Annotated in this window: 21 protein-coding genes and 1 pseudogene; 13 read left to right on the top strand and 9 right to left on the bottom strand. The window is 59.4% G+C overall.

Going from position 1 to position 24,972, the window contains the following annotated elements; translation table 11 throughout:
• Nucleotides 1-95 precede the first annotated feature (95 nt).
• A complete protein-coding gene (locus QFW87_RS21375; RefSeq protein ID WP_283188801.1) occupies nt 96-1,427 on the top strand; it encodes an IS4 family transposase in 1,332 nt (443 codons plus the stop codon).
• Between the two features lie 47 nt (nt 1,428-1,474).
• On the opposite strand, the gene QFW87_RS21370 is transcribed toward QFW87_RS21375, so the two are convergent.
• Nucleotides 1,475-1,633, bottom strand: coding sequence for a DUF3309 family protein (locus QFW87_RS21370; RefSeq protein WP_169858239.1), 159 nt, complete (start codon nt 1,631-1,633; stop codon nt 1,475-1,477).
• 280 nt (nt 1,634-1,913) lie between these two features.
• On the opposite strand from QFW87_RS21370, the gene QFW87_RS21365 reads away from it, so the two are divergent.
• The 3 genes from QFW87_RS21365 to csrA all read left to right on the top strand — a co-directional run bounded on the left by QFW87_RS21365 (nt 1,914) and on the right by csrA (nt 3,465).
• Nucleotides 1,914-2,729: an SDR family oxidoreductase gene (locus tag QFW87_RS21365; RefSeq protein ID WP_283188800.1), complete on the top strand. Its 816-nt coding sequence runs from the start codon at nt 1,914-1,916 to the stop codon at nt 2,727-2,729.
• A 64-nt stretch (nt 2,730-2,793) separates the two neighbouring features.
• The gene (locus tag QFW87_RS21360) at nt 2,794-3,126 is read left to right on the top strand and encodes a YnfA family protein (protein WP_282380829.1); all 333 of its coding nucleotides are present in this window, start codon (nt 2,794-2,796) and stop codon (nt 3,124-3,126) included.
• A 153-nt stretch (nt 3,127-3,279) separates the two neighbouring features.
• A complete protein-coding gene (gene csrA, locus QFW87_RS21355) occupies nt 3,280-3,465 on the top strand; it encodes a carbon storage regulator CsrA (protein WP_282481278.1) in 186 nt (61 codons plus the stop codon).
• Between the two features lie 5 nt (nt 3,466-3,470).
• Here the strand turns inward: csrA and QFW87_RS21350 are convergent, their stop codons facing one another.
• From QFW87_RS21350 to mnmC, 5 genes are all read right to left on the bottom strand, one after another.
• A complete protein-coding gene (locus QFW87_RS21350) occupies nt 3,471-3,698 on the bottom strand; it encodes a YheU family protein (RefSeq protein ID WP_283188799.1) in 228 nt (75 codons plus the stop codon).
• Between the two features lie 187 nt (nt 3,699-3,885).
• Nucleotides 3,886-5,076 (bottom strand): osmoprotectant NAGGN system M42 family peptidase, encoded by a 1,191-nt coding sequence (locus QFW87_RS21345; RefSeq protein ID WP_283181176.1) that lies wholly within the window; start codon nt 5,074-5,076, stop codon nt 3,886-3,888.
• Nucleotides 5,077-5,234: 158 nt separating this feature from the next.
• Complete coding sequence (ngg, locus tag QFW87_RS21340; RefSeq protein WP_283188798.1) at nt 5,235-6,986, bottom strand: N-acetylglutaminylglutamine synthetase; 1,752 nt, start codon at nt 6,984-6,986, stop codon at nt 5,235-5,237.
• Nucleotides 6,987-6,989: 3 nt separating this feature from the next.
• The gene (locus QFW87_RS21335; RefSeq protein ID WP_283188797.1) at nt 6,990-8,762 is read right to left on the bottom strand and encodes an N-acetylglutaminylglutamine amidotransferase; all 1,773 of its coding nucleotides are present in this window, start codon (nt 8,760-8,762) and stop codon (nt 6,990-6,992) included.
• Nucleotides 8,763-8,886: 124 nt separating this feature from the next.
• Nucleotides 8,887-10,869, bottom strand: a complete 1,983-nt coding sequence (gene mnmC, locus QFW87_RS21330; RefSeq protein WP_283188796.1) for a bifunctional tRNA (5-methylaminomethyl-2-thiouridine)(34)-methyltransferase MnmD/FAD-dependent 5-carboxymethylaminomethyl-2-thiouridine(34) oxidoreductase MnmC — start codon at nt 10,867-10,869, stop codon at nt 8,887-8,889.
• A 212-nt stretch (nt 10,870-11,081) separates the two neighbouring features.
• Here mnmC and pap point away from each other — a divergent pair, with 212 nt between their 5' ends.
• Together pap and QFW87_RS21320 are read left to right on the top strand one after the other, a co-directional pair.
• Nucleotides 11,082-12,605, top strand: coding sequence for a polyphosphate:AMP phosphotransferase (pap, locus tag QFW87_RS21325; protein WP_283181172.1), 1,524 nt, complete (start codon nt 11,082-11,084; stop codon nt 12,603-12,605).
• Between the two features lie 101 nt (nt 12,606-12,706).
• Entirely contained in the window at nt 12,707-13,891 is a 1,185-nt protein-coding gene (locus QFW87_RS21320) for a thiolase family protein (RefSeq protein ID WP_283188795.1), read from the top strand.
• Between the two features lie 123 nt (nt 13,892-14,014).
• Here the strand turns inward: QFW87_RS21320 and QFW87_RS21315 are convergent, their stop codons facing one another.
• Nucleotides 14,015-14,209, bottom strand: a complete 195-nt coding sequence (locus QFW87_RS21315) for a DUF6316 family protein (RefSeq protein WP_283181170.1) — start codon at nt 14,207-14,209, stop codon at nt 14,015-14,017.
• Nucleotides 14,210-14,420: 211 nt separating this feature from the next.
• On the opposite strand from QFW87_RS21315, the gene QFW87_RS21310 reads away from it, so the two are divergent.
• Nucleotides 14,421-15,380, top strand: a complete 960-nt coding sequence (locus QFW87_RS21310) for a DMT family transporter (RefSeq protein ID WP_283181169.1) — start codon at nt 14,421-14,423, stop codon at nt 15,378-15,380.
• 105 nt (nt 15,381-15,485) lie between these two features.
• On the opposite strand, the gene QFW87_RS21305 is transcribed toward QFW87_RS21310, so the two are convergent.
• Nucleotides 15,486-16,880, bottom strand: a complete 1,395-nt coding sequence (locus QFW87_RS21305) for a class II fumarate hydratase (protein ID WP_283181168.1) — start codon at nt 16,878-16,880, stop codon at nt 15,486-15,488.
• A 192-nt stretch (nt 16,881-17,072) separates the two neighbouring features.
• Here QFW87_RS21305 and QFW87_RS21300 point away from each other — a divergent pair, with 192 nt between their 5' ends.
• The 5 genes from QFW87_RS21300 (at nt 17,073) to QFW87_RS21280 (ending at nt 21,405) form a co-directional block, all read left to right on the top strand.
• Nucleotides 17,073-17,597 carry a DUF2059 domain-containing protein gene (locus QFW87_RS21300; protein WP_109633752.1) on the top strand — a complete coding sequence of 175 codons (525 nt, stop codon included), beginning with the start codon at nt 17,073-17,075 and terminating at the stop codon, nt 17,595-17,597.
• A 12-nt stretch (nt 17,598-17,609) separates the two neighbouring features.
• Nucleotides 17,610-17,909, top strand: a complete 300-nt coding sequence (locus tag QFW87_RS21295) for a BolA family protein (RefSeq protein ID WP_008151216.1) — start codon at nt 17,610-17,612, stop codon at nt 17,907-17,909.
• A gap of 102 nt (nt 17,910-18,011) precedes the next feature.
• Nucleotides 18,012-18,953: a rhodanese-related sulfurtransferase gene (locus QFW87_RS21290; RefSeq protein ID WP_283181167.1), complete on the top strand. Its 942-nt coding sequence runs from the start codon at nt 18,012-18,014 to the stop codon at nt 18,951-18,953.
• Between the two features lie 3 nt (nt 18,954-18,956).
• Nucleotides 18,957-19,595: a DsbA family protein gene (locus QFW87_RS21285; RefSeq protein ID WP_283181166.1), complete on the top strand. Its 639-nt coding sequence runs from the start codon at nt 18,957-18,959 to the stop codon at nt 19,593-19,595.
• On the top strand, nt 19,588-21,405 hold the full coding sequence (locus QFW87_RS21280) for an ABC transporter ATP-binding protein (RefSeq protein WP_283188794.1): 1,818 nt from the start codon (nt 19,588-19,590) through the stop codon (nt 21,403-21,405). Before QFW87_RS21285 ends, QFW87_RS21280 begins: the two co-directional genes overlap by 8 nt.
• Nucleotide 21,406: 1 nt before the next feature.
• On the opposite strand, the pseudogene QFW87_RS21275 reads toward QFW87_RS21280, so the two are convergent.
• A pseudogene (locus QFW87_RS21275) lies at nt 21,407-21,655 on the bottom strand (hypothetical protein); the annotation flags it as partial.
• Between the two features lie 830 nt (nt 21,656-22,485).
• Between QFW87_RS21275 and QFW87_RS21270 the strand changes: the two are divergent.
• Entirely contained in the window at nt 22,486-24,945 is a 2,460-nt protein-coding gene (locus QFW87_RS21270) for an EAL domain-containing protein (RefSeq protein ID WP_283181164.1), read from the top strand.
• Nucleotides 24,946-24,972 lie beyond the last annotated feature (27 nt).

Raw genomic sequence — 24,972 nt, 5'->3', positions numbered from 1 at the left:
TTGAAAAGGGTAATGCCGATCAGTTAAGCCCTCTCGCTTGACCTTTGGCCGCAAGAAATCAAAATCCGATGCCTGTACTGGCATCGGATTTTTTTATGCGTCTCGCTCGGGCCCTGGAACTGACCCACAATATCGCCTCCACCCCTAACTCAATCGAGGGACTGGATTCTTTACTCGATCCATCTTTGGTCGAGCAGGCACTTGAACAGGCCGGCGTGGCGACCCTGCGCAAGCGGCGTTTGCCGCTGGAAATGATGCTTTGGTGCGTGATCTCCATGGCGTTCTTTCGACGCATGTCGGCCTGGGATGTGGTCAGCCGCATGAACATCATGCTGCCGGGACAACGTCCGCTGGTGGCGCCCAGCGCCGTAGTCCAGGCCCGTCAGCGATTAGGCAGCGAAGCTGTACGACAAGTCTTCCATCTGACTCAGAAAAGTTGGCATGAGGCCGTGGATCACCCAACTTGGGCAGGCTTGCGTTTGCTGGGGGTCGACGGTGTCGTATGGCGAACGCCCGATACACCCGAAAATCGGGCGCGCTACGATTCCGCCAGCAACCAGCATGGCGACACCGGTTTCCCCCAGGTGCGCATGGTCTGCCAAATGGAGTTGACCAGCCACATGCTGATCGGCAGCGCGTTGGATGGCTATCGCAGCAACGAAATGAAACTGGCGGAGCAACTGATCGAAACCACGCCCGATCACTCGCTGACGCTGTTCGATCGCGGTTTTTACTCCTTGGGTTTGCTGCATCAGTGGCAGCAAGCAGGCATCGAGCGACATTGGCTGATGCCTCTGCGCAAAGGTGCGCAGTACGAAGTGATTCAGCGCTTGGGGCGCCAGGACGCTGTGGTCTCGTTGAGCACTTCGCCGCAGGCCCGCACGCAATGGCCGGGGCTGCCGGAGCGCCTGACCGCGCGATTGCTGAGCAAAACCGTCAAGGGCAAGGTTTGTCAGATCCTGACGTCGATGGCCGATCCGCTACGCTTCCCGTCCGACGAAATCGTCGACCTGTACAGCCAGCGATGGGAGATCGAATTAGGGTTTCGCGAGATGAAACAGACGCTGCTCAACAGCAGCTATACATTGCGTAGCAAGACGCCCGAGATGATCGAGCAGGAACTGTGGGGTGTGTTGCTGGGCTACAACCTGCTGCGCTACCAGATGGTGGAAATGAGCCGCCACTGTCCAGGTATTTACCCGTGCGAAATGAGCTTTACCGCGTGTACTTGGGCAATTTTAGGGTTTATCAACAGCGTTTCGGCCGACCGTTCCGGGAACATCCCCAAATATCTGGCCGAGCTGCACGCCTCTGCCCCGCATTATGTTCTGCCGCATCGACGGGAAGAGCGCATTTATCCCCGCGCCATAAGGCTCAAATCACCGAAATATCCGATCAGAAAGAAAAATGCCAGTCAGCTTAACTGACTGGCATTAACCTTGAAAAGGGCCTCTTTTTTTTGCCTGTTAAACCTTTAAATCTTGCCGAGCAACAGCAGTATCAACAGCACCACCAACACGACGCCGATGATCCCCGACGGGCCATAACCCCAACTTCTGGAGTGCGGGAACACTGGCAAACCACCCACCAGTAACAGGATCAGGATTACGATAAGAATTGTGCCCATGTCTATTTCCTTGTTGGAAGTGTTCTGGAATTACCTGGCGTTTAATTGTCAGCCGGGAGGCTATAAAGCCGGGCTGCTTACAAAATCCGACTGTCGCGCATGAAAGAAAATTCCAAGTTTTTTTAATGTTTTTCGAAGAAAGGCTTATTTCGTTTTTAATGAGTCTAGTTGGTTCAGGCGCTGCCACGGTTTGCTCGGGCCATTCAGCAATCTGATGGAGCGTGGGTCGGGCATTGTCCTTCGCTACACTCGATGCATCTTCCCCGGAACAACAAGGCTGTTTGCTATGCAAAATCGCATGATGATCACTGGTGCGGGCTCGGGCTTAGGTCGCGAAATCGCGCTGCGCTGGGCGCGTGAAGGCTGGCAGCTGGCCTTGTCGGATGTCAGCGAACCCGGTCTGCAGGAAACCCTGAAACTGGTTCGCGAAGCCGGCGGCGACGGTTTTATCCAGCGTTGCGACGTGCGCGATTACAGTCAGCTGACCGCTTTCGCCCAAGCTTGCGGCGAGAAACTCGGTGGCATCGATGTCATCGTCAACAACGCCGGCGTTGCCTCGGGCGGGTTCTTCAGTGAACTGTCCCTGGAAGACTGGGACTGGCAGATCGCGATCAACCTGATGGGCGTGGTCAAGGGCTGCAAGGCCTTCCTGCCGCTGCTGGAAAAAAGCAAAGGCAAAATCATCAACATCGCGTCGATGGCCGCCCTGATGCAAGGTCCGGCCATGAGCAACTACAACGTGGCCAAGGCTGGCGTGGTGGCGTTGTCCGAAAGCTTGCTGGTCGAACTGGCGCAGCAGGAAATCGGCGTGCATGTGGTATGCCCATCGTTCTTCCAGACCAACCTGCTGGACTCCTTCCGTGGACCGACGCCGGCCATGAAAGCCCAGGTCGGCAAGTTGCTGGAAAGCTCGCCGATCACCGCAGCCGACATTGCCGACTACATCTATCAGCACGTCGCCGCCGGCGAATTCATGATCCTGCCGCACGAACAGGGCCGCATGGCCTGGGCGCTCAAGCAGAAGAACCCGCAATTGCTCTACGACGAAATGACCGCCATGGCCGACAAAATGCGCGCCAAGGCCAAACAAACCGCAGGCTGAACTTGCCCGTACGCAACACCGTCGTTAGGGTGGCCGCCATCGGCCATCCTCGTGAGACGTTTGCATGCTCAATTACCTGTGGTTTTTCCTCGCCGCGCTGTTTGAAATCGCCGGCTGCTTTGCCTTCTGGATGTGGCTGCGCCAAGGTAAAAGCGCCTGGTGGGTCGTGCCGGCTCTGCTCAGTCTGACCTTGTTCGCGCTGCTGCTGACCCGCATCGAAGCGACTTACGCCGGCCGCGCCTATGCCGCGTACGGTGGCATCTACATCATCGCGTCGATCGGCTGGCTGGCGGTGGTCGAGCGGATTCGTCCGCTGGGTTCGGACTGGATCGGCGTGGCGTTGTGTGTGATCGGGGCGAGCGTCATCCTTTTCGGGCCGCGTTTCTCCGCCTCCTGAAGGATCGGTCCTTCAATCAATGGTTTTGTCAGACGTTTCCTTAGGAAGCGTTCGTCCTGTGCTGTAGGGATGGACTGATTGTCTGTCAGCGCATTGAAGAGCTGCTGCATGCGAGGCATCTTCAGGGTCCGATAACCCTGAAGGATGAATGTCATGCTTGTACTCAGTCGCGTTGTGGGCGAATTGATTTCCATCGGTGACGACATTTCCGTGCGCATTGTCGCGGTCAACGGCAACACTGTGCGCTTCGGTGTCGAAGCGCCGCAAAACGTCAGCGTGCACCGGGCGGAGGTCTACGACCGCATCCAGGCCAAACGGGCAAAAAACAAAGGGCGCTGAAGGCCTCAGTCGAACAGATGCTTGGGCACATCATGCTTGAGCATCAACTGGCATTGCTCGCTGTCCGGATCGAAGACAATCAGCGCCTGGCCCTTGGTCAATGCCTGGCGAACCCGCAGAACACGGGTTTCCAGCGGCGTGTCATCACCGTTGTCCGTACCGTCACGGGTTACGAAATCCTCGATCAGGCGGGTGAGGGTGTCGACTTCAAGTTGTTCGTGGGGAATCAGCATGGGCACCTCGGCTAAACAATGGCGCGATGCTACGGCGAATGACCAACGACGGCTAGCCTGGGGTTCTGTGTTGTCTGATCTGGCGTATTCGCGAGCAGGCTCGCTCCCACAGGTGACCGCGTACTCCTGTGGGAGCGAGCCTGCTCGCGATGGCAATCTTTCAATCACAGCCTATCTCAAGCCAGACTCAGCTTTCAGACCGCTGACCCACCAGGCTATCCACCGACGGCACCCGCGTATCGCTTTCCATCTGCGTCTCATGTTCGATCTGATGACTGAACCGGTCCAGCGACCCCTTGGCAGGTTGTGCATCGCTGGCAAACACCGGCGCACTCAGAATATAGGCGCCGAGCAGGCGGCTGAGGGCGGCGAGGCTGTCGATGTGGGTGCGTTCGTAGCCGTGAGTGGCATCGCAGCCGAAGGCGAGCAGGGCGGTGCGAATGTCATGCCCGGCAGTGACCGCCGAATGGGCATCGCTGAAGTAATAGCGGAACAGGTCGCGACGCACCGGTAACTCGTTGTCACTGGCCAGGCGCAGCAGATGCCGCGACAGGTGATAGTCGTAAGGTCCGCCGGAATCCTGCATTGCCACGCTCACCGCGTGTTCGCTGGAATGCTGACCCGGCGCGACCGGGGCGATGTCGATGCCGACGAATTCGCTGACGTCCCACGGTAACGCCGCCGCCGCGCCACTGCCGGTTTCCTCGGTGATGGTGAACAGCGGATGACAGTCGATCATCAGCTCTTCGCCGCTGTCGACGATCGCTTTCAGCGCCGCCAGCAATGCGGCAACGCCGGCCTTGTCATCGAGATGACGGGCGCTGATGTGGCCGCTTTCGGTGAACTCCGGCAAAGGGTCGAAGGCGACAAAATCACCGACGCTGATCCCCAGCGAGTCGCAATCGGCACGGGTGGCGCAATAGGCGTCCAGGCGCAATTCGACGTGATCCCAACTGATTGGCATTTCATCCACGGCGGTATTGAACGCATGCCCGGAAGCCATCAGCGGCAGCACGCTGCCACGGATTACGCCGTTGTCGGTAAACAGGCTGACCCGACTGCCCTCGGCAAAACGGCTGGACCAGCAACCGACAGGCGCCAGGGTCAAACGACCGTTGTCCTTGATCGCGCGAACCGCCGCGCCGATGGTGTCGAGGTGAGCGGAGACCGCGCGGTCGGGACTGTTCTTCTTGCCCTTGAGGGTGGCGCGGATGGTGCCGCGGCGGGTCATCTCAAAGGGAATGCCCAGCTCTTCAAGCCGCTCGGCGACATAACGCACGATGGTGTCGGTGAACCCGGTCGGGCTGGGAATGGCGAGCATTTCCAGCAGGACTTTTTGCAGGTAGATCAGATCCGGTTCCGGAATGTTGCTGGTCATGGAAACTCCTGATGGGTTGAGAGCATCGATGGTTTCGATGAGGAAAAGAGAGTGTGTGATCTGTCAGGGCCCCATCGCGAGCAGGCTCGCTCCCACAGGGGAATGCGGTCAAATGTGCGAGCGAGCCTGCTCGCGATGGCGATGGAACAGGCGACAAATCAATGTCCGGCCGCCGGCTGACTGTGCGGAAACAACAAATCCACAAACCGCTCGGCCGTCGGCTGCGGTTCATGGTTGGCCAGGCCGGCGCGCTCATTGGCTTCGATAAACACGTACTCCGGTTGATCGGCAGCGGGCACCATCAGGTCGAGCCCGACCATCGGAATGTCCAGCGCCCGCGCCGCTCGCACAGCCGCATCCACCAGGGTCGGATGCAGAATCGCAGTGACATCCTCAAGAATGCCGCCGGTATGAAGATTCGCTGTACGCCGTACGAACAGATGCTCACCGGCCGGCAGAATGCTGCTGTAGTCATAACCCGCCGCGTGCAAGGTGCGCTCGGTCTCATGATCCAGCGGGATTTTGCTTTCACCGCTGGTCGCCGCCTGACGACGCCGGCTCTGGGCTTCGATTAACGCACCGATGGAATGCTGTCCATCACCGACCACTTCTGCCGGTCGGCGAATGGCCGCGGCGACCACCTCAAAACCGATCACCACAATCCGCAAGTCGAGGCCTTCGTGGAAGCTCTCCAGCAGCACGCGACTGTCGAACTGACGGGCGGATTCGATGGCCTGCTGGACCTCTTCGATGCACCGTAAATCCACCGCGACGCCTTGGCCCTGTTCGCCATCCAGCGGTTTGACCACCACCCGTTCGTGCTCGTCGAGAAACGCCAGATTGTCATCGGCGTTGCCGGCCAGTTGCTGCGACGGCAGGTTCAAACCGGCGGCTTTGAGCACTTTGTGCGTCAGGCTTTTGTCCTGGCACAACGTCATGCTGATGGCGCTTGTCAGATCGCTGAGGGATTCACGGCAACGTACGCGGCGACTGCCATGGATCAAGGTGAACAGGCCGGCATCGGCGTCATCGACTTGTACTTCGATGCCACGGCGGTGAGCTTCCTCGACGATGATCCGCGCATAAGGATTGAACTCCGCTTCAGGACCCGGGCCCAGAAACAACGGCTGATTGATGCAGTTTTTACGCTTGATGGCGAAGGTCGACAGGTTGCGAAACCCGAGCTTGGCGTAAAGACTTTTCGCCTGCCGGTTGTCGTGCAGCACTGACAGGTCCAGATAACTCAGCCCACGGCTCATGAAGTGCTCGATCAAATGCCGCACCAGCACTTCACCGACACCCGGTCGCGAACATTGTGGGTCGACCGCCAGGCACCACAGGCTGCTGCCGTTCTCTGGGTCGTTGAACGCCTTGTGGTGATTGAGGCCCATGACGCTGCCGATGATTGCGCCGCTGTCCTCATCTTCGGCCAGCCAATACACCGGGCCACCCTGATGGCGTGGGGTCAGCAAGTTGGCGTCGATCGGCAACATGCCACGCAAATGATACAGCTGATTGATCGCCTGCCAGTCCACGTCGCTCTGGGCCCGGCGGATGCGAAAGCCGCGAAACACCCGAGTGGATTGGCGGTAATCGCTGAACCACAGGCGCAGGGTGTCGGACGGGTCGAGAAACAACTGGGCGGGCTCCAGCCCCAGTACTTGCTGAGGCGCAGCCACGTACAGGGCGATGTCGCGTTCACCGGTGTGCTCATTGAGCAGCTCTTGGGCCAGGCTCGCCGCATCTGGAAAGGTGTGGCCGATCAGCAACCGGCCCCAGCCGCAGTGCACGGCAATCGGTGCGGCGCCCAATTCACTGCCGTCTTCGGCCAGGCGTGCCTGCAAGCGTTCGTAAGAGGGCGCCTGACCGCGCAACAAGCGTTGGCTGTAGGCCGTGGCGTGGGGTTTCATCGATCAGATTCCTTGTTCACTGAGCCACAGGTTCAGGGCCGCCAATTGCCACAGCTTGGAGCCGCGCAACGGGGTCAGCTGGCCTTGCGGATCGGTCAGCAGGCGATCGAGCATCTCTGGCTTGAACAGTCCGCGATCCTGACTCGGATCGAGCAGCAGTTCGCGCACCCAGTTCAGCGTATCGCCCTGCAAATGCTTCAGACCGGGGACCGGGAAATAACCTTTCTTGCGATCGATCACTTCACTCGGAATGACCAGGCGCGCGGCTTCTTTCAGGACTTGCTTGCCACCGTCCGGCAGTTTGAATTTACCCGGCACGCGCGCCGACAATTCCACCAGGCGGTAGTCGAGAAACGGTGTGCGCGCTTCCAGGCCCCAGGCCATGGTCATGTTGTCGACGCGTTTGACCGGGTCGTCCACCAGCATGATCGTGCTGTCCAGACGCAAGGCTTTGTCTACCGCTGCATCGGCGCCGGGCTGTGCGAAATGTTCTTTGACGAAGTCACCGGCCGCGTCATTGGCCGTCAGCCATTTCGGCTGCACGGTGGCGGCGTAGTCGTCGTAGCTGCGGTCGAAAAATGCATCGCGGTAGGCGGCGTACGGATCTTCGGCACCGTCGACTTGTGGGTACCAGTGATAACCGGCGAACAGTTCGTCGGCACCCTGGCCGCTCTGCACCACTTTGCAATGCTTGGCCACTTCGCGGGACAGCAGATAGAAGGCAATGCAGTCATGGCTGACCATCGGCTCGCTCATGGCGCGGAACGCTGCGGGCAATTGCTCGATGATCTCTTTTTCGTCGATGCGCAATTGGTGATGCTGGGTACCGTAGTGTTTGGCGATCAGGTCCGAATACTGGAACTCGTCGCCGCGCTCGCCGCCGGCATCCTGGAAACCGATGGAGAAGGTCGACAGGTTTTCAACACCGACTTCACGCAATAGACCGACCAGCAGGCTCGAATCGACACCGCCCGAAAGCAGCACACCCACATCGACCGCCGCACGTTGACGGATCGCCACCGCGTCGCGGGTGCTGTCGAGTACACGGTCGCGCCAGTCTTCGAGTGTCAGATTCATCTCGTCGGCGTGTGGGCCGTAGGGCAAGGTCCACCAGGTTTTCTGCTCGGTGGTGCCGTCTGCTTCGATGCGCATCCAGGTCGCCGGTGGCAGTTTTTCGATGCCGGCCAGCAAGGTGCGCGGTGCCGGGACCACGGCGTGGAAATTCAGATAATGATTGAGCGCCACCGGATCGAGGATCGGGTTGATGTCGCCGCCCTTGAGCAGCGCCGGCAACGCCGAGGCAAAGCGCAGGCGCTGGCCGGTGCGCGACAGGTACAGCGGCTTCACGCCGAGACGGTCGCGAGCGATGAACAGGCGTTTAGCGTCGCGCTCCCAAATGGCGAAGGCGAACATGCCGTTGAGCTTGGGCAGCAGCGCTTCGCCCCAGGCGTGATAGCCCTTGAGCAGCACTTCGGTGTCACCACCGGAATAGAAGGCATAACCGAGGCTTTCAAGCTCGGTGCGCAGTTCCGGGAAGTTGTAGATCGCGCCGTTGAAAGCCAGGGACAAGCCCAGCTGGTTGTCGACCATCGGCTGCGCCGAGCCGTCCGACAGGTCCATGATTTTCAGGCGACGATGGCCCAGGGCAATCGGCCCTTGGGCATGAAAGCCCCACGCGTCGGGGCCGCGAGGGGCCAGGTGATGGGTGATTCGTTCAACAGCCGCGAGGTCCGCAGGTTGATGATCGAAGCGTAACTCGCCAGCTAATCCGCACATAAATTCCTTACCGGTTTTTCCGTTGGGGAGGGTCAATCAATACCGCGCCAAAAACGGCGGGTACTCAGAAACTGACCCGGCTAAATCCCCGGAGTTTTAGACCGATAAGTTATAAGGCGCGCCGTCAGACTTTTCCGCGGATCAATTGGCGCACGGCGAAACGGTTGGGATGGCAGGCCTCGGCGACTGCTCTGGGCAGGGGCAGCGGTTCGTTTTCGATCCATGCCGCGAGCAATTCACCCGACAATGGCGCGGTGATCAGGCCGCGAGAACCGTGGCCGCTGTTGACGTAAAAACCCTCAAGCCAGGGGCAGGGAATGTCCGGCACTTGCCGGGCGTCCTTGCTCAGTACGGCGTAGGCGTCGACGAACGCTGCTTGCTCGGCCAACGGGCCAACGATCGGCAGGTAGTCCGGGCTGGTGCAGCGGAACGCGGCGCGTCCTTCAAGCTGTTGGGGGTCCAGTGCCTGTGCATGCAGTCGCGTGGCCAGGTCGGGGGAGATTTCCTCGAGCAAGGCCAGGTTGCCGAGGTGTTCGGCGAGGGTCGGGGTCAGGTCATCGCTCTTGAAGTCGAAGCTGGCGCCGAGGGTGTGTTCGCCCAGTCGAGCCGGCGCCACATAGCCTTCGGCGCAGACGACGGTGGCCAGGTTCTGGCTTTCAGGGGTTTGCGCGAGTCGGGTGATCTGGCCACGAATGCGTTTGAGGGGCAGCTCGGCGCTGTGTGGAAAACGCTTGATCTCGGCCGCGCCGGCCAGGATCACCACGGGGGCACTGGCCAGCAAATCATCACCGTCCCAGGCCTGCCACTGATCATCAACCTTGCGCAGTTCCAGGACATCGCGATGGGGCAGCCACTGGATGTTCGCCGAGGACGCCTGCCAATGGCACAGCGCTGGCGGATGAACCCAGCCACCTTCCGGGAAGAATAATCCGCCGTGTTCCAGGGCGATGCCGGCCTGAGCCTGGGCTTGCGGTTGATCGAGCAAGTGCACCAGATCTGACGAAAAGGCGGCGGCCAATTGCGCCTGACGTTCGGCTTCCTTGGCGTTGAAGGCCAGTTGCAAGACCCCGCAATCGTCCCAGTCGACGCCCCGTTGCAAATGTTCGAGCAAACGCCGGGTGTGACCGAAACCACTGACGATCAACTGCGACAGCGCGGTGCCATGGGCCGAAAGCTTGAGGTACAGCACGCCCTGAGGATTGCCCGAGGCTTCCTGCGCCAGTGCATTGTGACGCTCCAGTAGACTGACTTGCCAGCCCCGCGCAGCCAGGCTGGCGGCGCTGGCGCAACCGGCCAGGCCGGCGCCGATCACCATGGCACGCCGCTCGCCGTTCAGTGGCTTCGGCCGCGCAAACCACGGTTTAGCCACGGCGGGCACCGGGACTTCTTCAGACCAGCCGAGAAACACGCCCCGCAGGATTTCCCATTTGTGGCCAATGCCTGGCGTGCGCTTCATCTTGAAGCCCGCCGCATTCAGCAGACGGCGCACCCAACCGGTGCTGGTGAAGGTGCTGATGGTCGAGCCGGGGGCCGCCAGACGCGCCAGTTCGGCGAACAGTTCGGCGGTCCACATGTCAGGGTTTTTCGCCGGGGCAAAACCGTCGAGAAACCAGGCATCGATCTGCGCGTCCAGTTGCGGCAATTGCTCCAGCGCATCGCCGATCAGCAGGGTCAGGGTCACGCGGCCGTTGTCCAGCACCAGGCGCTGGAAGCCTTGGTGGATTGCGATGTATTGCGTCAGCAGTTGATCGGCAAACGGTTTGAGCTCCGGCCACAAGGCCAAGGCACGCTGCAGATCGGGCAGGCTCAGCGGGTACTTTTCGACACTGACAAAATGCAGCCGCGCCCCGGCCACCGCGTGCTGTTCGAACAACTGCCAGGCGCAAAGGAAATTCAGCCCGGTGCCGAAACCGGTCTCGCCAATCACCAGTCGACCGCCGGCTGGCAACGCAGCGAAGCGTTCACGCAAAGCGTTTTGTTCGAGGAACACGTAGCGGGTTTCGTCCAGCCCCGACAGATCGGAAAAATACACATCATTGAACACCCGCGAACGCGGGAGACCTTGGTCATCCCAGTCGAGCTGGGCGTGGGGCAATACAGGTTTCATGGCAGGCTCGGCAACGGCAAGGCGGCCATTCTAGCCGATCGCCGGAGCGGTGCTTGATCCATGGCAACGCGTGCGTTCGCAGATTCGCTGAAAATCTGTAGCAGCCTTCGGCCGCTGCTACACGAAACGATCGTTGCTGCGAAGTAAGGGATTTCTCCCGCGGAAAACAACTCAATCCGCTAGTCTTGCTCAATCTGGAAAGGGAGCCATCCATGTTCGAATCCGCCGAAATCGGTCACGCCATCGACAAAGAAACCTACGACGCCGAAGAACCGGCCCTGCGTGAAGCCTTGCTCGAAGCACAGTTCGAACTTCACCAGCAGCGCCGCTTTCCGGTGATCATTCTGATCAATGGCATCGAAGGCGCCGGCAAGGGCGAGACGGTCAAGTTGCTTAACGAATGGATGGACCCACGCTTGATCGAGGTCCGCACGTTCGATCAGCAGACCGACGAAGAGCTGGCGCGGCCGCCGGCCTGGCGCTACTGGCGGATGCTCCCGGCCAAGGGCCGCATGGGGATTTTCTTCGGCAACTGGTACAGCCAGATGCTGCAAGGCCGGGTTCATGGCTTGTTCAAGGACCCGGTGCTGGATCAGGCGATCAACCAGTCCGAGCGCTTTGAAAAAATGCTCTGCGACGAAGGCGCGCTGATCTTCAAGTTCTGGTTCCACCTCTCCAAAAAGCAAATGAAGGCGCGGCTCAAGGCCCTGGCGGATGACCCGCTGCACAGTTGGCGCATCAGTCCGCTGGACTGGCAACAATCGCAAACCTACGACAAGTTCGTGAAATACGGTGAACACGTGTTGCGCCGTACCAGTCGCGACTACGCGCCTTGGCACGTGATCGAAGGGGTGGACCCTCATTACCGCAGCCTGGCGGTGGGCAAGATCCTGCTCGAAGGCCTGCAAAGTGCCCTGAAGCGACACAAGGTCCATCCTTCCAAGGTTAATGCCGCGCCGTTGCCCATTCATGTCGATCAGTTGAATCTGCTCGACAGCCTGGATTTGACCCAGCGCCTGGACAAGGACGATTACGAAGAACAATTGATTACCGAACAGGCACGATTCTCCGGCCTGATGCGCGACAAACGCATGCGTCGGCACGCCTTGATGGCGGTGTTCGAGGGCAATGATGCGGCAGGCAAGGGCGGGGCGATCCGCCGGGTCGCGGCGGCCCTTGATCCGCGGCAGTACAGCATCGTGCCGATTGCCGCGCCCACCGAAGAGGAACGTGCGCAGCCTTATCTGTGGCGGTTCTGGCGGCACATCCCGGCCAAGGGCACGTTCACGGTGTTCGATCGTTCGTGGTACGGGCGGGTGCTGGTGGAGCGCGTCGAAGGCTTCTGCCCGCCGGCGGACTGGTTGCGGGCCTACAGTGAAATCAATGATTTTGAAGAGCTGATCGCCGAGGCCGGGGTGATCGTGGTCAAGTTCTGGCTGGCCATCGACAAGCAGACGCAACTGGAGCGCTTCCAGGCGCGGGAAGAAATTCCCTTCAAGCGTTTCAAGATCACCGAAGATGACTGGCGCAATCGTGATAAATGGGAGGACTACCGCGCGGCGGTCGGTGACATGGTTGATCGCACCAGCACCGAGATATCGCCTTGGACGCTGGTGGAAGCCAATGACAAGCGCTGGGCGCGGGTCAAAGTCCTGCGCACCATCAATCTGGCGCTGGAAGAGGCTTTCGAAAAGTCCGACAAACACAACAGGAAAGTGAAACAGCACAAGAAGTGATCGATGTTTACGCATACGCGGGGTGAATGATTGTCGCGGTCGGTAATGCAGTGGATTTATGCTCGGTCCACTCTCAACCGACAACAACAATGAGGTATGCCATGCGTGAAGTGGTGATCGTCGACAGCGTGCGGACCGGCCTGGCCAAATCCTTTCGCGGCAAGTTCAACATGACCCGTCCGGACGACATGGCGGCGCATTGTGTCGACGCATTGTTGGCGCGCTCGGGCATCGGTCCGGCCAGCGTCGAAGACTGCATCGTCGGTGCCGGTTCCAACGAAGGTGGCCAGGGCTTCAACATCGGTCGCAACATCGCGGTGCTGTCGCGCCTGGGCACCGGCACTGCCGGCATGACCCTCAACCGGTTTTGCTCGTCGGGCCTGCAGGCGATCGCCATTGCCGCCAACCAGATCGCTTCGGGTTGCAGTGACATCATCGTCGCCGGTGGCGTCGAGTCCATCAGCCTGACCATGAAAAGCATCAACACCGACAACCTGATCAATCCGCTGCTTAAAGAGCAGGTGCCCGGTATCTATTTCCCGATGGGCCAGACGGCCGAAATCGTCGCTCGTCGTTACAACGTCAGCCGCGAAGAACAGGATCTGTACGCGCTGCAAAGTCAGCAACGTACCGCTCAGGCTCAGGCCGCAGGATTGTTTGACGATGAAATCGTGCCGATGGCGGTGAAGTATCGGGTTGAAGACAAGGCCACCGGTCAGGTGCAGATCCTTGACGGTATCGTCGATCACGATGACTGCAATCGCCCGGATACCACCCTGGAAAGCCTGGCGGGATTGAAACCGGTGTTTGCCGAGGACGGTTCGGTGACGGCGGGCAATTCTTCGCAGCTGTCCGATGGTGCGTCGATGACGCTGGTGATGAGCCTGGAAAAAGCACTGCAACTGGGGTTGAAGCCCAAGGCGTTCTTCCGTGGTTTCACCGTGGCCGGTTGCGAGCCGGATGAAATGGGCATCGGCCCGGTCTTCTCGGTGCCGAAGCTGCTCAAGGCCAAGGGTTTGCAGATTGCCGACATTGATCTGTGGGAACTCAACGAAGCGTTCGCCTCGCAATGCCTATACAGCCGCATTCGGTTGGAGATCGATAACGCCAAGTACAACGTCAATGGCGGCTCGATTTCCATCGGCCATCCGTTCGGCATGACCGGTTCGCGTCAGGTCGGGCATCTCGTGCGTGAATTACAGCGCCGCAACGTGCGTTACGGCATCGTCACCATGTGTGTGGGTGGCGGGATGGGGGCGACCGGGTTGTTTGAAGCGGTGCGTTAAGACTGCAAGATTTGTATTGTCTGATTAACCGCTATCGCGAGCAGGCTCGCTCCCACATGGATCTGGAGTGCGACATAGATCTAATGTGGGAGCGAGCCTGCTCGCGAATGGAGGCGCCGCGGTTTACAGGTTCATACGCAAAAGCAGCATCCGCTCAATGTAAGCCTGTACCTCCCGCGCCAACTTCTCCGGGTTTTCAAACGGCCCCTCCAGGGTGTTTTCCCGGGTGCTGAAATACAACTCCCCATTCACGCGACACACCCGGTCACAGCGAAAGTGAGTGGCGGGGGCATTGTCCTGGGCGCGTTTGCCGTACATGGCGATCTCCTGAGGAATGTTCCTGTTGGCGAATCCCATGAGCTTATGCATGAACCACTTGCAACGCCTGGCCAACCGATCGACGGCATAGCGCCAATTTAATGGTGCGACCTGCACAGTTTCATTCGCGGCCAACGCCCAACTGTCCCTGTGTGCCGAACGGCGCTAAGCCTAGAATGACCTTTCTCGCCAATGGGCTTCGGGGTTCGCAATGCACATTTCATCGGGTCGCTGGGTTTACGGTCTGTTCCTGGCCTTGGTGACCGCGCTGCTGTGGGGAATCCTGCCGATCAAACTCAAGCAAGTGCTGCTGGTGATGGACCCGGTGACGGTGACGTGGTTTCGCCTGATCGTATCCGGCGGGTGCCTGTTCATTTATCTGGCGGCGACCAAACGCCTGCCGAGCCGCAAGGTGCTCGGGCCGCGTGGTGGCTGGTTGGTGTTGATGGCGGTGCTCGGCCTGGTGGGCAACTACGTGCTGTACCTGATGGGCCTGAACCTGCTTAGCCCCGGCACCGCGCAACTGGTGGTGCAGATGGGGCCGATCATGTTGCTGATCGCCAGTCTGTTTGTGTTCAAGGAACGGTTCAGCGTGGGGCAGGGGATTGGCCTGCTGGTGCTGTTGATCGGTTTTGCCCTGTTTTTCAATCAGCGGCTGGCCGAGTTGCTGACCTCGCTGACCGATTACACCGCCGGGGTGCTGTTGGTGTTGTTGGCGTCCACGGTCTGGACGTTCTACGCCTTGGGCCAGAAGCAATTGCTCACGGTGTGGAATTCGTTGCAGGTGATGATGGTGATCTACCTGTTCTGCGCGCTGTTGCTGACGCCGTGGGTGCATCCGCTGGAAGCGCTGCAACTGAGTCCGCTGCAAGGCTGGCTGTTGCTGGCGTGCTGTATGAATACGCTGATTGCTTATGGCGCGTTTGCCGAGGCACTGGCCCATTGGGAGGCATCGCGGGTCAGTGCGACGCTGGCGATTACGCCGTTGGTGACGTTTGCTGCGGTGGCAGTGGCTGCGTGGTTGTGGCCGGACTATGTGCATGCCGAGACGATCAATGGTTTGGGTTATGGCGGGGCGGTGCTGGTGGTGCTGGGGTCGGCGCTGGTGGCGTTGGGGCCGTCGTTGATTGCCGGGCTCAGGGCCCGAAAGGTGCGGATGGCCGCCAGTTAGACCGCGTCATCGTTCTTCGCGAGCAGGCTCGCTCCCACAGGAGAAATGCGATTACCTGTGGGAGCGAGCCTGCTCGCGAAAGCTGAGTGTCAGGCGCTACAAAACTCAGCCCTTGGCGCCAGCCTCCAGCATATTCTCCGGCTTTACCCACGCATCAAACTCTTCATCCGTCAGATACCCAAGTTGCAACGCCGCCTCACGCAAGGTCAGCCCTTCTGCGTAAGCCTTTTTGGCGATTTCCGCCGATTTGTCATAACCAATGTGCGGATTCAGCGCCGTCACCAACATCAATCCACGCTCCAGATGTTCAGCCATTTTATCTGCATCCGGTTCCAGACCGGCGATGCAATGCTGCTGGAAGTTGCTGCAGCCATCGCCGAGCAGGCGGATCGATTGCAGCAGGTTGTGGATGATCACCGGTTTGAACACGTTCAGCTGCAGGTGCCCCTGGCTCGCGGCAAACCCGATGGCGACGTCGTTGCCCAATACCTGACAAGCAAGCATCGATAGCGCTTCGCACTGAGTCGGATTGACCTTGCCCGGCATGATCGAGCTGCCCGGTTCGTTGGCCGGCAGTTTCACTTCGGCGAAGCCTGCTCGCGGCCCGGAGCCCAGCAGGCGCAGGTCGTTGGCGATTTTCATCAGGGTCACGGCGAGGGTTTTCAACGCGCCGGACAGTGTCGTCAGCGGTTCATGGCCAGCCAGGGCGGCGAATTTGTTCGGTGCGGTGACGAACGGCAGGCCGGAGAGGGCGGCCAGTTCGGCAGCGATGGCTTCGCCAAAACCGTGGGGCGAGTTCAGCCCGGTGCCGACCGCGGTGCCGCCCTGGGCCAGTTCACAGACGGCCGGCAGCGAGCTGCGGATCGCTCGTTCGGCGTAATCCAGTTGCGCGATGAACGCCGACAGTTCCTGACCGAAGGTAATCGGCGTTGCGTCCATCATATGGGTGCGACCGGTCTTGACCAGTTTCATGTGCCGCGCGGACAGTTCGGCCAATCCGCCCGACAGTTCGCTGATCGCCGGCAGCAATTGCTGTTGCACCGCCTGGGCTGCTGCGATGTGCATGGCAGTCGGGAAGCAGTCGTTGGAGCTCTGGGAGCGGTTGACGTGATCGTTAGGGTGAACTGGCGACTTGCCGCCGCGAGCATTACCGGCCAGTTCGTTGGCCCGACCGGCGATCACTTCGTTGACGTTCATGTTGCTCTGGGTGCCGCTGCCGGTCTGCCAGACCACCAGCGGGAACTGGTCGTCATGGCTGCCGTCGAGCACTTCGTCGGCGGCCTGTTCGATCAGCCGGGCGATGTCGGCGGGCAGGTCACCGTTGCGGTCATTGACCCGCGCCGCGGCTTTCTTGATCAGCGTCAGGGCGTGCAGCACCGCCAGTGGCATGCGTTCGTTGCCAATCGCGAAGTTAATCAGCGAGCGTTGCGTCTGAGCGCCCCAGTAGGCTTCATCCGGGACTTCCACCTGGCCGAGGCTGTCGGTTTCGATACGGCTCATCATGCACACTCCTGTAGGTCTGATAGCGCAGTTTAGGCCGTGATCGCCGGCCGTGGTTCCATCAGTCTGGAATTTGACCGTTCAACCCCTCTAAATCAGGCCCGACATGGCTTGGGGTTGAGCCACACAGTTTTTTAGGCGCAGAATGGTCGCCCTTGGGGTTTTACCTCGCCTGCTAGAAAAGGAAACTCGATGACTCGTCTTCGTGCCATCTGTACCGCGGTTGCACTGGTTTGCGCCAGCGGCCCTGTTTTTGCCGATACCGCCAGCCACAACGCCAGTGCCGAAGCTTTCCTGACCCTGGCGCACGCTGACAAATTGGGCACTCCGGTGTACATGCAAGTGCAGCAAATGTTCGCTCAGCGCTTTGAACAGACCAAGGCCCCTGAATCGAAAAAAGCCTTGCTGGAAACCTACCAGGCCAAAGCCAACGCCGCGCTGGACCAAGCCATTGGCTGGAACAAGCTGAAGCCGGACATGGTCAAGCTCTACACCACCAACTTCAGCGAATCCGAGCTGAAAGACCTGGTTGCGTTCTACAAGTCGCCACTGGGCAAGAAAGTCCTGGAAAAAATGCCGCAGCTGACTCAGCAATCGGCCCAGATGACTCAAGCCAAGCTGGAAAGCGCCGTGCCTGTGGTCAACAAACTGCTGGCTGACATGACGGCCGAGCTGGAGCCTAAAGGCGCCGCTGCTCCAGCCAAGAAAAAGCCTTAAGCGGAGTTCGGTATGACCATGCAACAACGCATCGAATCGACGCTGGGCCTGTTGCAGCCGCAGCATCTGCAAGTGCTGGATGAAAGCCACATGCACAGCCGTGGGTTGCAGACCCACTTCAAGGCCGTGGTGGTCAGCCAGCAGTTCGAAGGGCTCAACCGGGTCAAGCGCCACCAGAAAGTCTACGGCACGCTCGGCGAGCTGATGGGCGAGTTCCATGCGTTGGCGCTGCATACCTACACGCCAGAGGAATGGGCACAGATCGACGCGGCTCCGGCCTCGCCGACCTGTGCTGGCGGCAGCAAGCATTAAGCATCGGTTTTTTGCTAGAATCCGCAACGCGCCGCTCACCCGGCGCGTTTTTTTTCGCATCCGGTTCACCCCTTACGAGGGTAGCCACCTGGAGAATCACCCATGACACAACAGATTGTCGTGGCGGCACTGTATAAGTTCGTCACTCTGGAAGATTACGTTGCCCTGCGCGAGCCACTGCTGCAAGCGATGGTCGACAACGGCATCAAAGGTACGCTGCTGATCGCCGAAGAAGGCATCAACGGCACCGTGTCCGGCAGCCGCGAAGGCATTGACGGGCTGATGGCCTGGCTCAAGAACGACCCACGCATGGACGACATCGACCACAAAGAGTCGTACTGCGACGACCAGCCGTTCTATCGCACCAAAGTCAAACTCAAGAAAGAAATCGTCACCCTCGGCGTCGAAGGCGTGGACCCGAACAAGAAGGTCGGCACCTACGTCGACCCAGAGAACTGGAACGCGTTGATCAGCGATCCGGAAGTGCTGTTGATCGACACCCGCAACGACTACGAAGTCTCGATCGGCACCTTCGAAGGCGCCATCGACCCGAAGACCACCAGTTTTCGCGAGTTCCCCGACTACATCAAAGCCAATTTCGACCCGGCCGTGCACAAGAAAGTCGCGATGTTCTGCACCGGCGGCATTCGTTGTGAAAAGGCGTCGAGCTATATGCTCAGCCAGGGCTTCGACGAGGTCTATCACCTCAAGGGCGGCATTCTGAAGTACCTCGAAGAGGTGCCGCAGGAAGAAACCAAATGGCAGGGCGACTGCTTCGTGTTCGATAACCGCGTGACCGTTCGTCACGACCTCAGCGAAGGCGACTACGATCAATGTCATGCCTGTCGTACACCGATCAGCGTCGAAGACCGCACATCCGAGCACTACGTGGCCGGCATCAGTTGCCCGCATTGCTGGGATAAGCTGAGCGAGAAGACCCGTCGCAGTGCCATCGACCGGCAAAAGCAGATCGAACTGGCCAAGGCTCGCAACCTGCCTCACCCGATCGGCTACAACTACAAGCAAACTCCTCCCGAGGCTTGAACCATGTCTGCGCAACGCCTGCTCTATGTGATGGACCCGATGTGTTCCTGGTGCTGGGGCTTTGCGCCAATCGCCAACGCGCTGGTCGAGCAGGCGCAAGCAGCGGGTGTGGACGTGCACCTGGTGGTGGGCGGTTTGCGTACCGGCAGCGGCTCCGCGCTGGAGCCGACCACCCGGCGCTACATCCTTGAGCATTGGCAGGCGGTCAACGAGGCGACTGGCCAACCGTTCAAGCTGGAAGGCGCGTTGCCCGACGGGTTTGTCTACGACACCGAACCTGCCTGTCGGGCGCTGGTGACCGCGCGCAGCCTGGCGCCGGATTGCGCGTGGAAACTGCTCGGGCTGATTCAGCATGCGTTTTACGCCGAAGGGCGCGACGTCACTCATGCCAGCGTTCTGGTGGAGTTGGCGGAACAGGCCGGTCTGCCGCGCATCGAGTTCGCCGCTGCGTTCGACCGTGCCGATATGCACGCCGCGACGGCTGCCGATTTCACCTGGGTCCAGGACCTGGGCATTGCCGGTTTCCCTACCTTACTGGCTGAGCGTGATGGTCAATTGGCGCTGTTGACCAATGGCTATCAGCCTCTCAGCGTATTGTCTCCGTTGCTCGGCCGCTGGCTGGAGCGCGCTGCCTGTGCATGATCTGCCCGACGACGCCCCAACCGCTACACGTGTCGACCGTCTGAGCTGGGCGGAAATCCGCCGCCTGGCCCTGCATCACAAGAAATCCCTGTGGATTGCCAACGGCGTGGCGGTGCTGGCAACCCTGTGCAGCGTGCCAATCCCCTTGCTCTTGCCGTTACTGGTCGACGAAGTGTTGCTGGGCCACGGTGACGCCGCGCTGAAGATCATGAACCACGCGTTGCCCGAAAACTGGCAGAAAGCCGCGGGTTACATCGGCCTTATGCTGCTGGTGACGCTGGGACTGCGTTGCGCTGCATTGCTGTTCAACGTGGTGCAGGCGCGGCTGTTCGCCGCGCTGGCCAAGGACATCGTCTACCGCATTCGCGTGCGGCTGATCGAACGGCTCAAGCGCATTTCGCTGGGTGAATACGAAAGCCTGGGCAGCGGCACGGTCACCACCCACCTGGTGACCGACCTGGACACGCTGGACAAATTCGTTGGCGAAACCCTCAGTCGTTTCCTTGTGGCCATGCTGACCCTGGTCGGCACCGCCTCCATCCTGATGTGGATGCACTGGAAGCTGGCGTTGCTGATCCTGCTGTTCAACCCGTTGGTGATCTATGCCACGGTGCAGTTGGGCAAGCGGGTCAAGCACCTGAAGAAACTCGAGAACGACAGCACCTCGCGCTTTACCCAGGCGCTGACCGAAACCCTCGATTCCATTCAGGAAGTGCGTGCCGGCAACCGTCAGGGCTTTTTCCTTGGGCGCCTGGGTCATCGCGCCCGGGAAGTGCGCGATTACGCGGTGAACTCGCAGTGGAAAACCGATGCCTCGAACCGTGCCAGCGGCTTGCTGTTCCAGTTCGGCATCGATATTTTCCGTGCGGCAGCGATGCTCACTGTGCTGTTTTCCGACCTGTCCATCGGCCAGATGCTCGCGGTGTTCAGCTACCTGTGGTTCATGATCGGTCCGGTGGAACAGCTGCTGAATCTGCAGTACGCCTATTACGCGGCCGGCGGCGCGCTGTCGCGGATCAACGAGTTGCTGGCCCGGGCCGATGAGCCTGAGTACCCGGGCGGTGTCGACCCGTTCAACGGTCGCGAAACCGTGGGCATCGAAGTCCAGGGATTGAGTTTCGGTTACGGCGACGAGCTGGTGTTGAACCAGATGAACCTGTCGATCGCCCCCGGCGAAAAAGTCGCGATTGTCGGCGCCAGCGGTGGCGGCAAAAGTACCTTGGTGCAGTTGCTGCTGGGCCTGTACACGCCGCTCGCTGGGACGATCCGCTTCGGCGGCTCGACCCAGCAAGAGATCGGCCTGGAAACCGTGCGGGAAAATGTCGCCGTGGTCCTGCAACATCCGGCGCTGTTCAACGACACCGTCCGCGCCAACCTGACGATGGGTCGTGAACGCAGTGACGAAGCCTGCTGGCAAGCGCTGGAAATCGCGCAATTGCACCAGACCGTTCGAGAGCTGCCCAACGGCCTGGACAGCATCGTCGGACGTTCCGGTGTGCGCTTGTCCGGCGGCCAGCGTCAACGCCTGGCGATTGCGCGGATGGTGTTGGCCGAGCCCAAGGTGGTGATCCTCGACGAAGCCACCTCAGCGCTGGATGCCGCCACCGAATACAACCTGCACCAGGCACTGGCGCGGTTCTTGAGCAACCGCACCACGCTGATCATTGCGCACCGGTTGTCCGCGGTGAAGCAGGCTGATCGGGTGCTGGTGTTTGATGGCGGGCAAATCGCCGAGGATGGCGACCACCAGCAGCTGATTGCCGAGGGTGGTTTGTACGCCAAGCTTTATGGGCATTTGCAGCAACATTAGATCAGTGCCACAGGACGTTCAGCGCATTTTCACTACCGTCGAAACCGAATTCCTTGATAGCAACCTAACAGGATTCGCAGGGTGGCATGGTGGTGGCGACGTTAACCGTTTCGATCGATCTGGGATCGGGGTATTTTTCGCGAATCACGCTGATCAACTTGCTTTCGCTGTCCAGTGACGTGGGCTTGAGAGTCAGTGCCGGGCGATAGCTTTCAATATCTTTTATTGTCGCTGGCACAGCGAGTAATTTGCAGCGGTTGCAATCGATCAAGGCCGAGAGTTCATCTCTGAAAAGGTTTCGTACTACAGGTGACCCACAATCATGAAATCACCTATTACGAACTGATCCCGAGTGCTGGCGTCATTCGTTGCCGACCCCACTTGAGGTTTTCAACAGTCAACGGGGTTCGCACCACGTTTCCCTTGCACGCTTCAATTCCCGGACAAACATATACTGCTGAAATCGGCACTTCTCTGCTTCTCGATTGGTCAGCGCACTTAGAGGGCAAGCGGCCTGCTGACACGTACTGCATAGCGATCCTCGGCGTGGTAGGTGACGTGCCCGCAGCTGTATCGCCAAGCGCAGCCGTTAGCCATAGCGAAGGAACGGCGCGGGTATCCCCCCGTTTGAATGCAGTCGCCCACTGCTCTTTTGCTTTGTCCGTGTTCAGCATTCGCTGGAGGAATACAGAGGGCGTCGCGCGCAGCTGAACCATGGATGCGGAAGCCAGTACAGAGGCGCCGAGATGACCGATTAACGAACGCTTGCCGTTCAGGAAAGCCTCCACGATGTCGGTGATTTGAACATTGATGCGTTTTGACTTGTAACTGTCATGGTCATGTGTCGCGCGAGGTCGGTGGCCGCGCCTCCTTTGAAAGGGTTCCCGCAACGGATAGGGGGAGCCCGAAGTGCCCAGTAAACAGATCTCCAAACCGGCTTTGGCGGTATATATCTATATGGGGGGCACGTGTATGGCATTGAGCCCGATCCTCCGCTTGCCGGAACCGGGAACGCACCCTAGTCTAGCTGTAGCGATCACGTCGGGATGCTGATCTGGCAGTGCTAAAACAAGGGACCTCATGAATCAAGCGCGGACTCTCGGAACGCCACGGTTGTTGGGCATCGTCTGGCCATTTATTGCCGTCGTGTTATTTCAAGCCTTGCTGGGCGGTGTCAGCCTGTATGTTCTGTCGGCGGTTCGCGGCTACGTTGCCGGTGAAAGCCTGTGGTCCAAAGGCCAAAAAGACGCCATCTATTACCTCAATCTCTACGCCGACAGCCGCGACGAGACAATTTTCCTCAAATACCAGAACGCCACTGCCGTACCTCAGGGTGGCCACGAGTTGCGTGTGGCGCTGGATCATCGGCCACCTAATATCGAAGCGGCACGGGTGGCGATCCTCAAGGGGGGTAACCACCCGGATGACGTCTCCAGTGTGATCTGGCTTTACCTCAATTTCCGGCACTTCAGTTATCTCGAAAAAGCTATCGACCTTTGGACGGTGGGCGACGCGTACCTGGTGCAACTCGATGACGTTGCGAAGGAAATGCATCAGCTCATTCCTGTCAATCAGGCCGCCCAGGCTGACATCAAGCGCTGGAAAGACCAGATATTCACCATCAATGAGGGTGTGACACCGGCGGCGAAAGCGTTCAGCGATGCCTTGGGCGAAGGTTCACGGGTGATCCTGCGGCTGCTGCTGGTGACCAACCTCGCCACCGCCCTGGGCTTGATTGCGCTGGCCTTGATGCGCACCCACAAACTGCTCAAGCACCGCAATGCGTTCGCCGAGGCGCTGCAGTTGGAGAAGGACCGAGCGCAGATCACCCTGCAATCGATTGGCGATGGCGTGATCACCACGAATGTCGAAGGCGCAATCGCCTACATGAACCCGGCCGCCGAGGCGTTGACTCACTGGAAGGCCGAGCAGGCGACGGGTTTGCCGCTGGCGGCGCTGTTCAATCTGCTGGACGAGAACGCTCAGGCCGATGGCTTCACGTTGATCGAGCACATTTTGAGCGGACAGCTGAGCGGTGGCAGCGAACACTCAAAACTGATCCAGCGCCTGGATGGCAGCACGGTTTCGGTCACCTTGGTCGGTGCGCCGATCCGCAACGCCGGGAAGGTCAGCGGTACCGTGCTGGTATTGCACGACATGACCCAGGAGCGACAGTACATTGCCAATCTGTCCTGGCAGGCGACCCATGACGCCTTGACCGGGCTCGCCAACCGCCGCGAATTCGAATATCGCCTGGAACAGGCGCTGCACAACCTGACACGGCAGTCGGGGCGCCATGTCTTGATGTTCCTCGATCTGGATCAGTTCAAACTGGTCAACGATACCTGCGGCCATGCGGCGGGTGACGAGTTGCTGCGGCATATCTGCGCTCTGTTGCAATCCGGTTTGCGCGAAGGCGATACCCTGGCCCGCCTGGGTGGTGACGAGTTTGGCATCCTGCTGGAGAACTGCGCCCCGGAAGCCGCCGAAAAAATCGCCGAGGGCCTGCGTCAGACCGTGCAGAACCTGCACTTCGTCTGGAAAGGTCGACCATTCGTGACCACTGTGAGCATCGGACTGGTTCACGTCGCTCAGAATCCGACCACTCTTGAAGCTTCGCTGCGCGCTGCCGACATGGCCTGCTACATGGCCAAGGAAAAGGGCCGCAATCGGGTTCAGGTCTATCACGCGGACGATTCGGAACTGTCACTGCGCTTCGGTGAAATGGCTTGGGTGCAACGCTTGCACATGGCGCTGGAAGAAGACCGCTTCTGTCTATATGCACAGGAAATCGTCCCCCTTGGTCATGTCGAGAAGGGCGGTGGACATATCGAAATTCTGTTGCGCCTGCACGATGAAGCCGGACGCATGATTTTGCCCGACAGTTTTATTCCGGCTGCTGAACGGTATGGTCTGATGACGTCCCTAGACCGCTGGGTAGTGCAGAACGTTTTCAAGATCATTGCCCAATGCATAGCCGAACAGCACAAAGGACCATTGGCCATGTGTGCGATTAATCTGTCAGGCACAACTATCGGAGATGAGGCGTTTCTGCACTTCCTGCGTGAACAGTTTGTTACTTACTCCATACCGCCTGAAATGATTTGTTTTGAAATCACTGAAACCAGTGCTATTTCCAATCTCGGAAGTGCAATCAGATTTATTAATGAACTCAAAGGTTTAGGTTGCCACTTTTCACTGGATGACTTTTGTGCCGGAATGTCCTCATTCGCATACTTGAAACATTTACCTGTAGACTTCTTGAAGATCGACGGGAGTTTCGTAAAGGATATGCTGGACGACCCGATTAACCGCGCCATGGTCGAAGTGATCAATCACATCGGTCATGTTATGGGTAAGCGTACGATTGCCGAGTTTGTTGAAACACCCCAGATCGAGCAGGCATTGCTGGAGATCGGGGTGGATTACGCTCAAGGGTATGTTATTGAACGCCCGCATTTGTTTACCTGCGACAGTTTACAAAGTCGTCCAGCCAGGCCTCAGCCTTTGTTGTTCAAGGCGCCTGGCACGTTCCGTTGAAATCTCTTGCTGATCCTTATAATCACA

The organism is Pseudomonas sp. PMCC200344 (genome assembly GCF_030053095.1).
GTDB classification, from domain to species: Bacteria; Pseudomonadota; Gammaproteobacteria; order Pseudomonadales; family Pseudomonadaceae; genus Aquipseudomonas; species Aquipseudomonas svalbardensis.
This window is presented reverse-complemented; position numbering and strand designations above follow the sequence as displayed.

Bases quoted from the DNA above. Each gene is read 5' to 3' on its own strand.
- QFW87_RS21375 (WP_283188801.1), top strand. From the start codon at position 96: ATGCGTCTCGCTCGGGCCCTGGAACTGACCCACAATATCGCCTCCACC.
- QFW87_RS21365 (WP_283188800.1), top strand. From the start codon at position 1,914: ATGCAAAATCGCATGATGATCACTGGTGCGGGCTCGGGCTTAGGTCGC.
- QFW87_RS21360 (WP_282380829.1), top strand. From the start codon at position 2,794: ATGCTCAATTACCTGTGGTTTTTCCTCGCCGCGCTGTTTGAAATCGCC.
- csrA (WP_282481278.1), top strand. From the start codon at position 3,280: ATGCTTGTACTCAGTCGCGTTGTGGGCGAATTGATTTCCATCGGTGAC.
- QFW87_RS21350 (WP_283188799.1), bottom strand. From the start codon at position 3,698: ATGCTGATTCCCCACGAACAACTTGAAGTCGACACCCTCACCCGCCTG.
- QFW87_RS21345 (WP_283181176.1), bottom strand. From the start codon at position 5,076: ATGACCAGCAACATTCCGGAACCGGATCTGATCTACCTGCAAAAAGTC.
- ngg (WP_283188798.1), bottom strand. From the start codon at position 6,986: ATGAAACCCCACGCCACGGCCTACAGCCAACGCTTGTTGCGCGGTCAG.
- QFW87_RS21335 (WP_283188797.1), bottom strand. From the start codon at position 8,762: ATGTGCGGATTAGCTGGCGAGTTACGCTTCGATCATCAACCTGCGGAC.
- mnmC (WP_283188796.1), bottom strand. From the start codon at position 10,869: ATGAAACCTGTATTGCCCCACGCCCAGCTCGACTGGGATGACCAAGGT.
- pap (WP_283181172.1), top strand. From the start codon at position 11,082: ATGTTCGAATCCGCCGAAATCGGTCACGCCATCGACAAAGAAACCTAC.
- QFW87_RS21320 (WP_283188795.1), top strand. From the start codon at position 12,707: ATGCGTGAAGTGGTGATCGTCGACAGCGTGCGGACCGGCCTGGCCAAA.
- QFW87_RS21315 (WP_283181170.1), bottom strand. From the start codon at position 14,209: ATGTACGGCAAACGCGCCCAGGACAATGCCCCCGCCACTCACTTTCGC.
- QFW87_RS21310 (WP_283181169.1), top strand. From the start codon at position 14,421: ATGCACATTTCATCGGGTCGCTGGGTTTACGGTCTGTTCCTGGCCTTG.
- QFW87_RS21305 (WP_283181168.1), bottom strand. From the start codon at position 16,880: ATGAGCCGTATCGAAACCGACAGCCTCGGCCAGGTGGAAGTCCCGGAT.
- QFW87_RS21300 (WP_109633752.1), top strand. From the start codon at position 17,073: ATGACTCGTCTTCGTGCCATCTGTACCGCGGTTGCACTGGTTTGCGCC.
- QFW87_RS21295 (WP_008151216.1), top strand. From the start codon at position 17,610: ATGACCATGCAACAACGCATCGAATCGACGCTGGGCCTGTTGCAGCCG.
- QFW87_RS21290 (WP_283181167.1), top strand. From the start codon at position 18,012: ATGACACAACAGATTGTCGTGGCGGCACTGTATAAGTTCGTCACTCTG.
- QFW87_RS21285 (WP_283181166.1), top strand. From the start codon at position 18,957: ATGTCTGCGCAACGCCTGCTCTATGTGATGGACCCGATGTGTTCCTGG.
- QFW87_RS21270 (WP_283181164.1), top strand. From the start codon at position 22,486: ATGAATCAAGCGCGGACTCTCGGAACGCCACGGTTGTTGGGCATCGTC.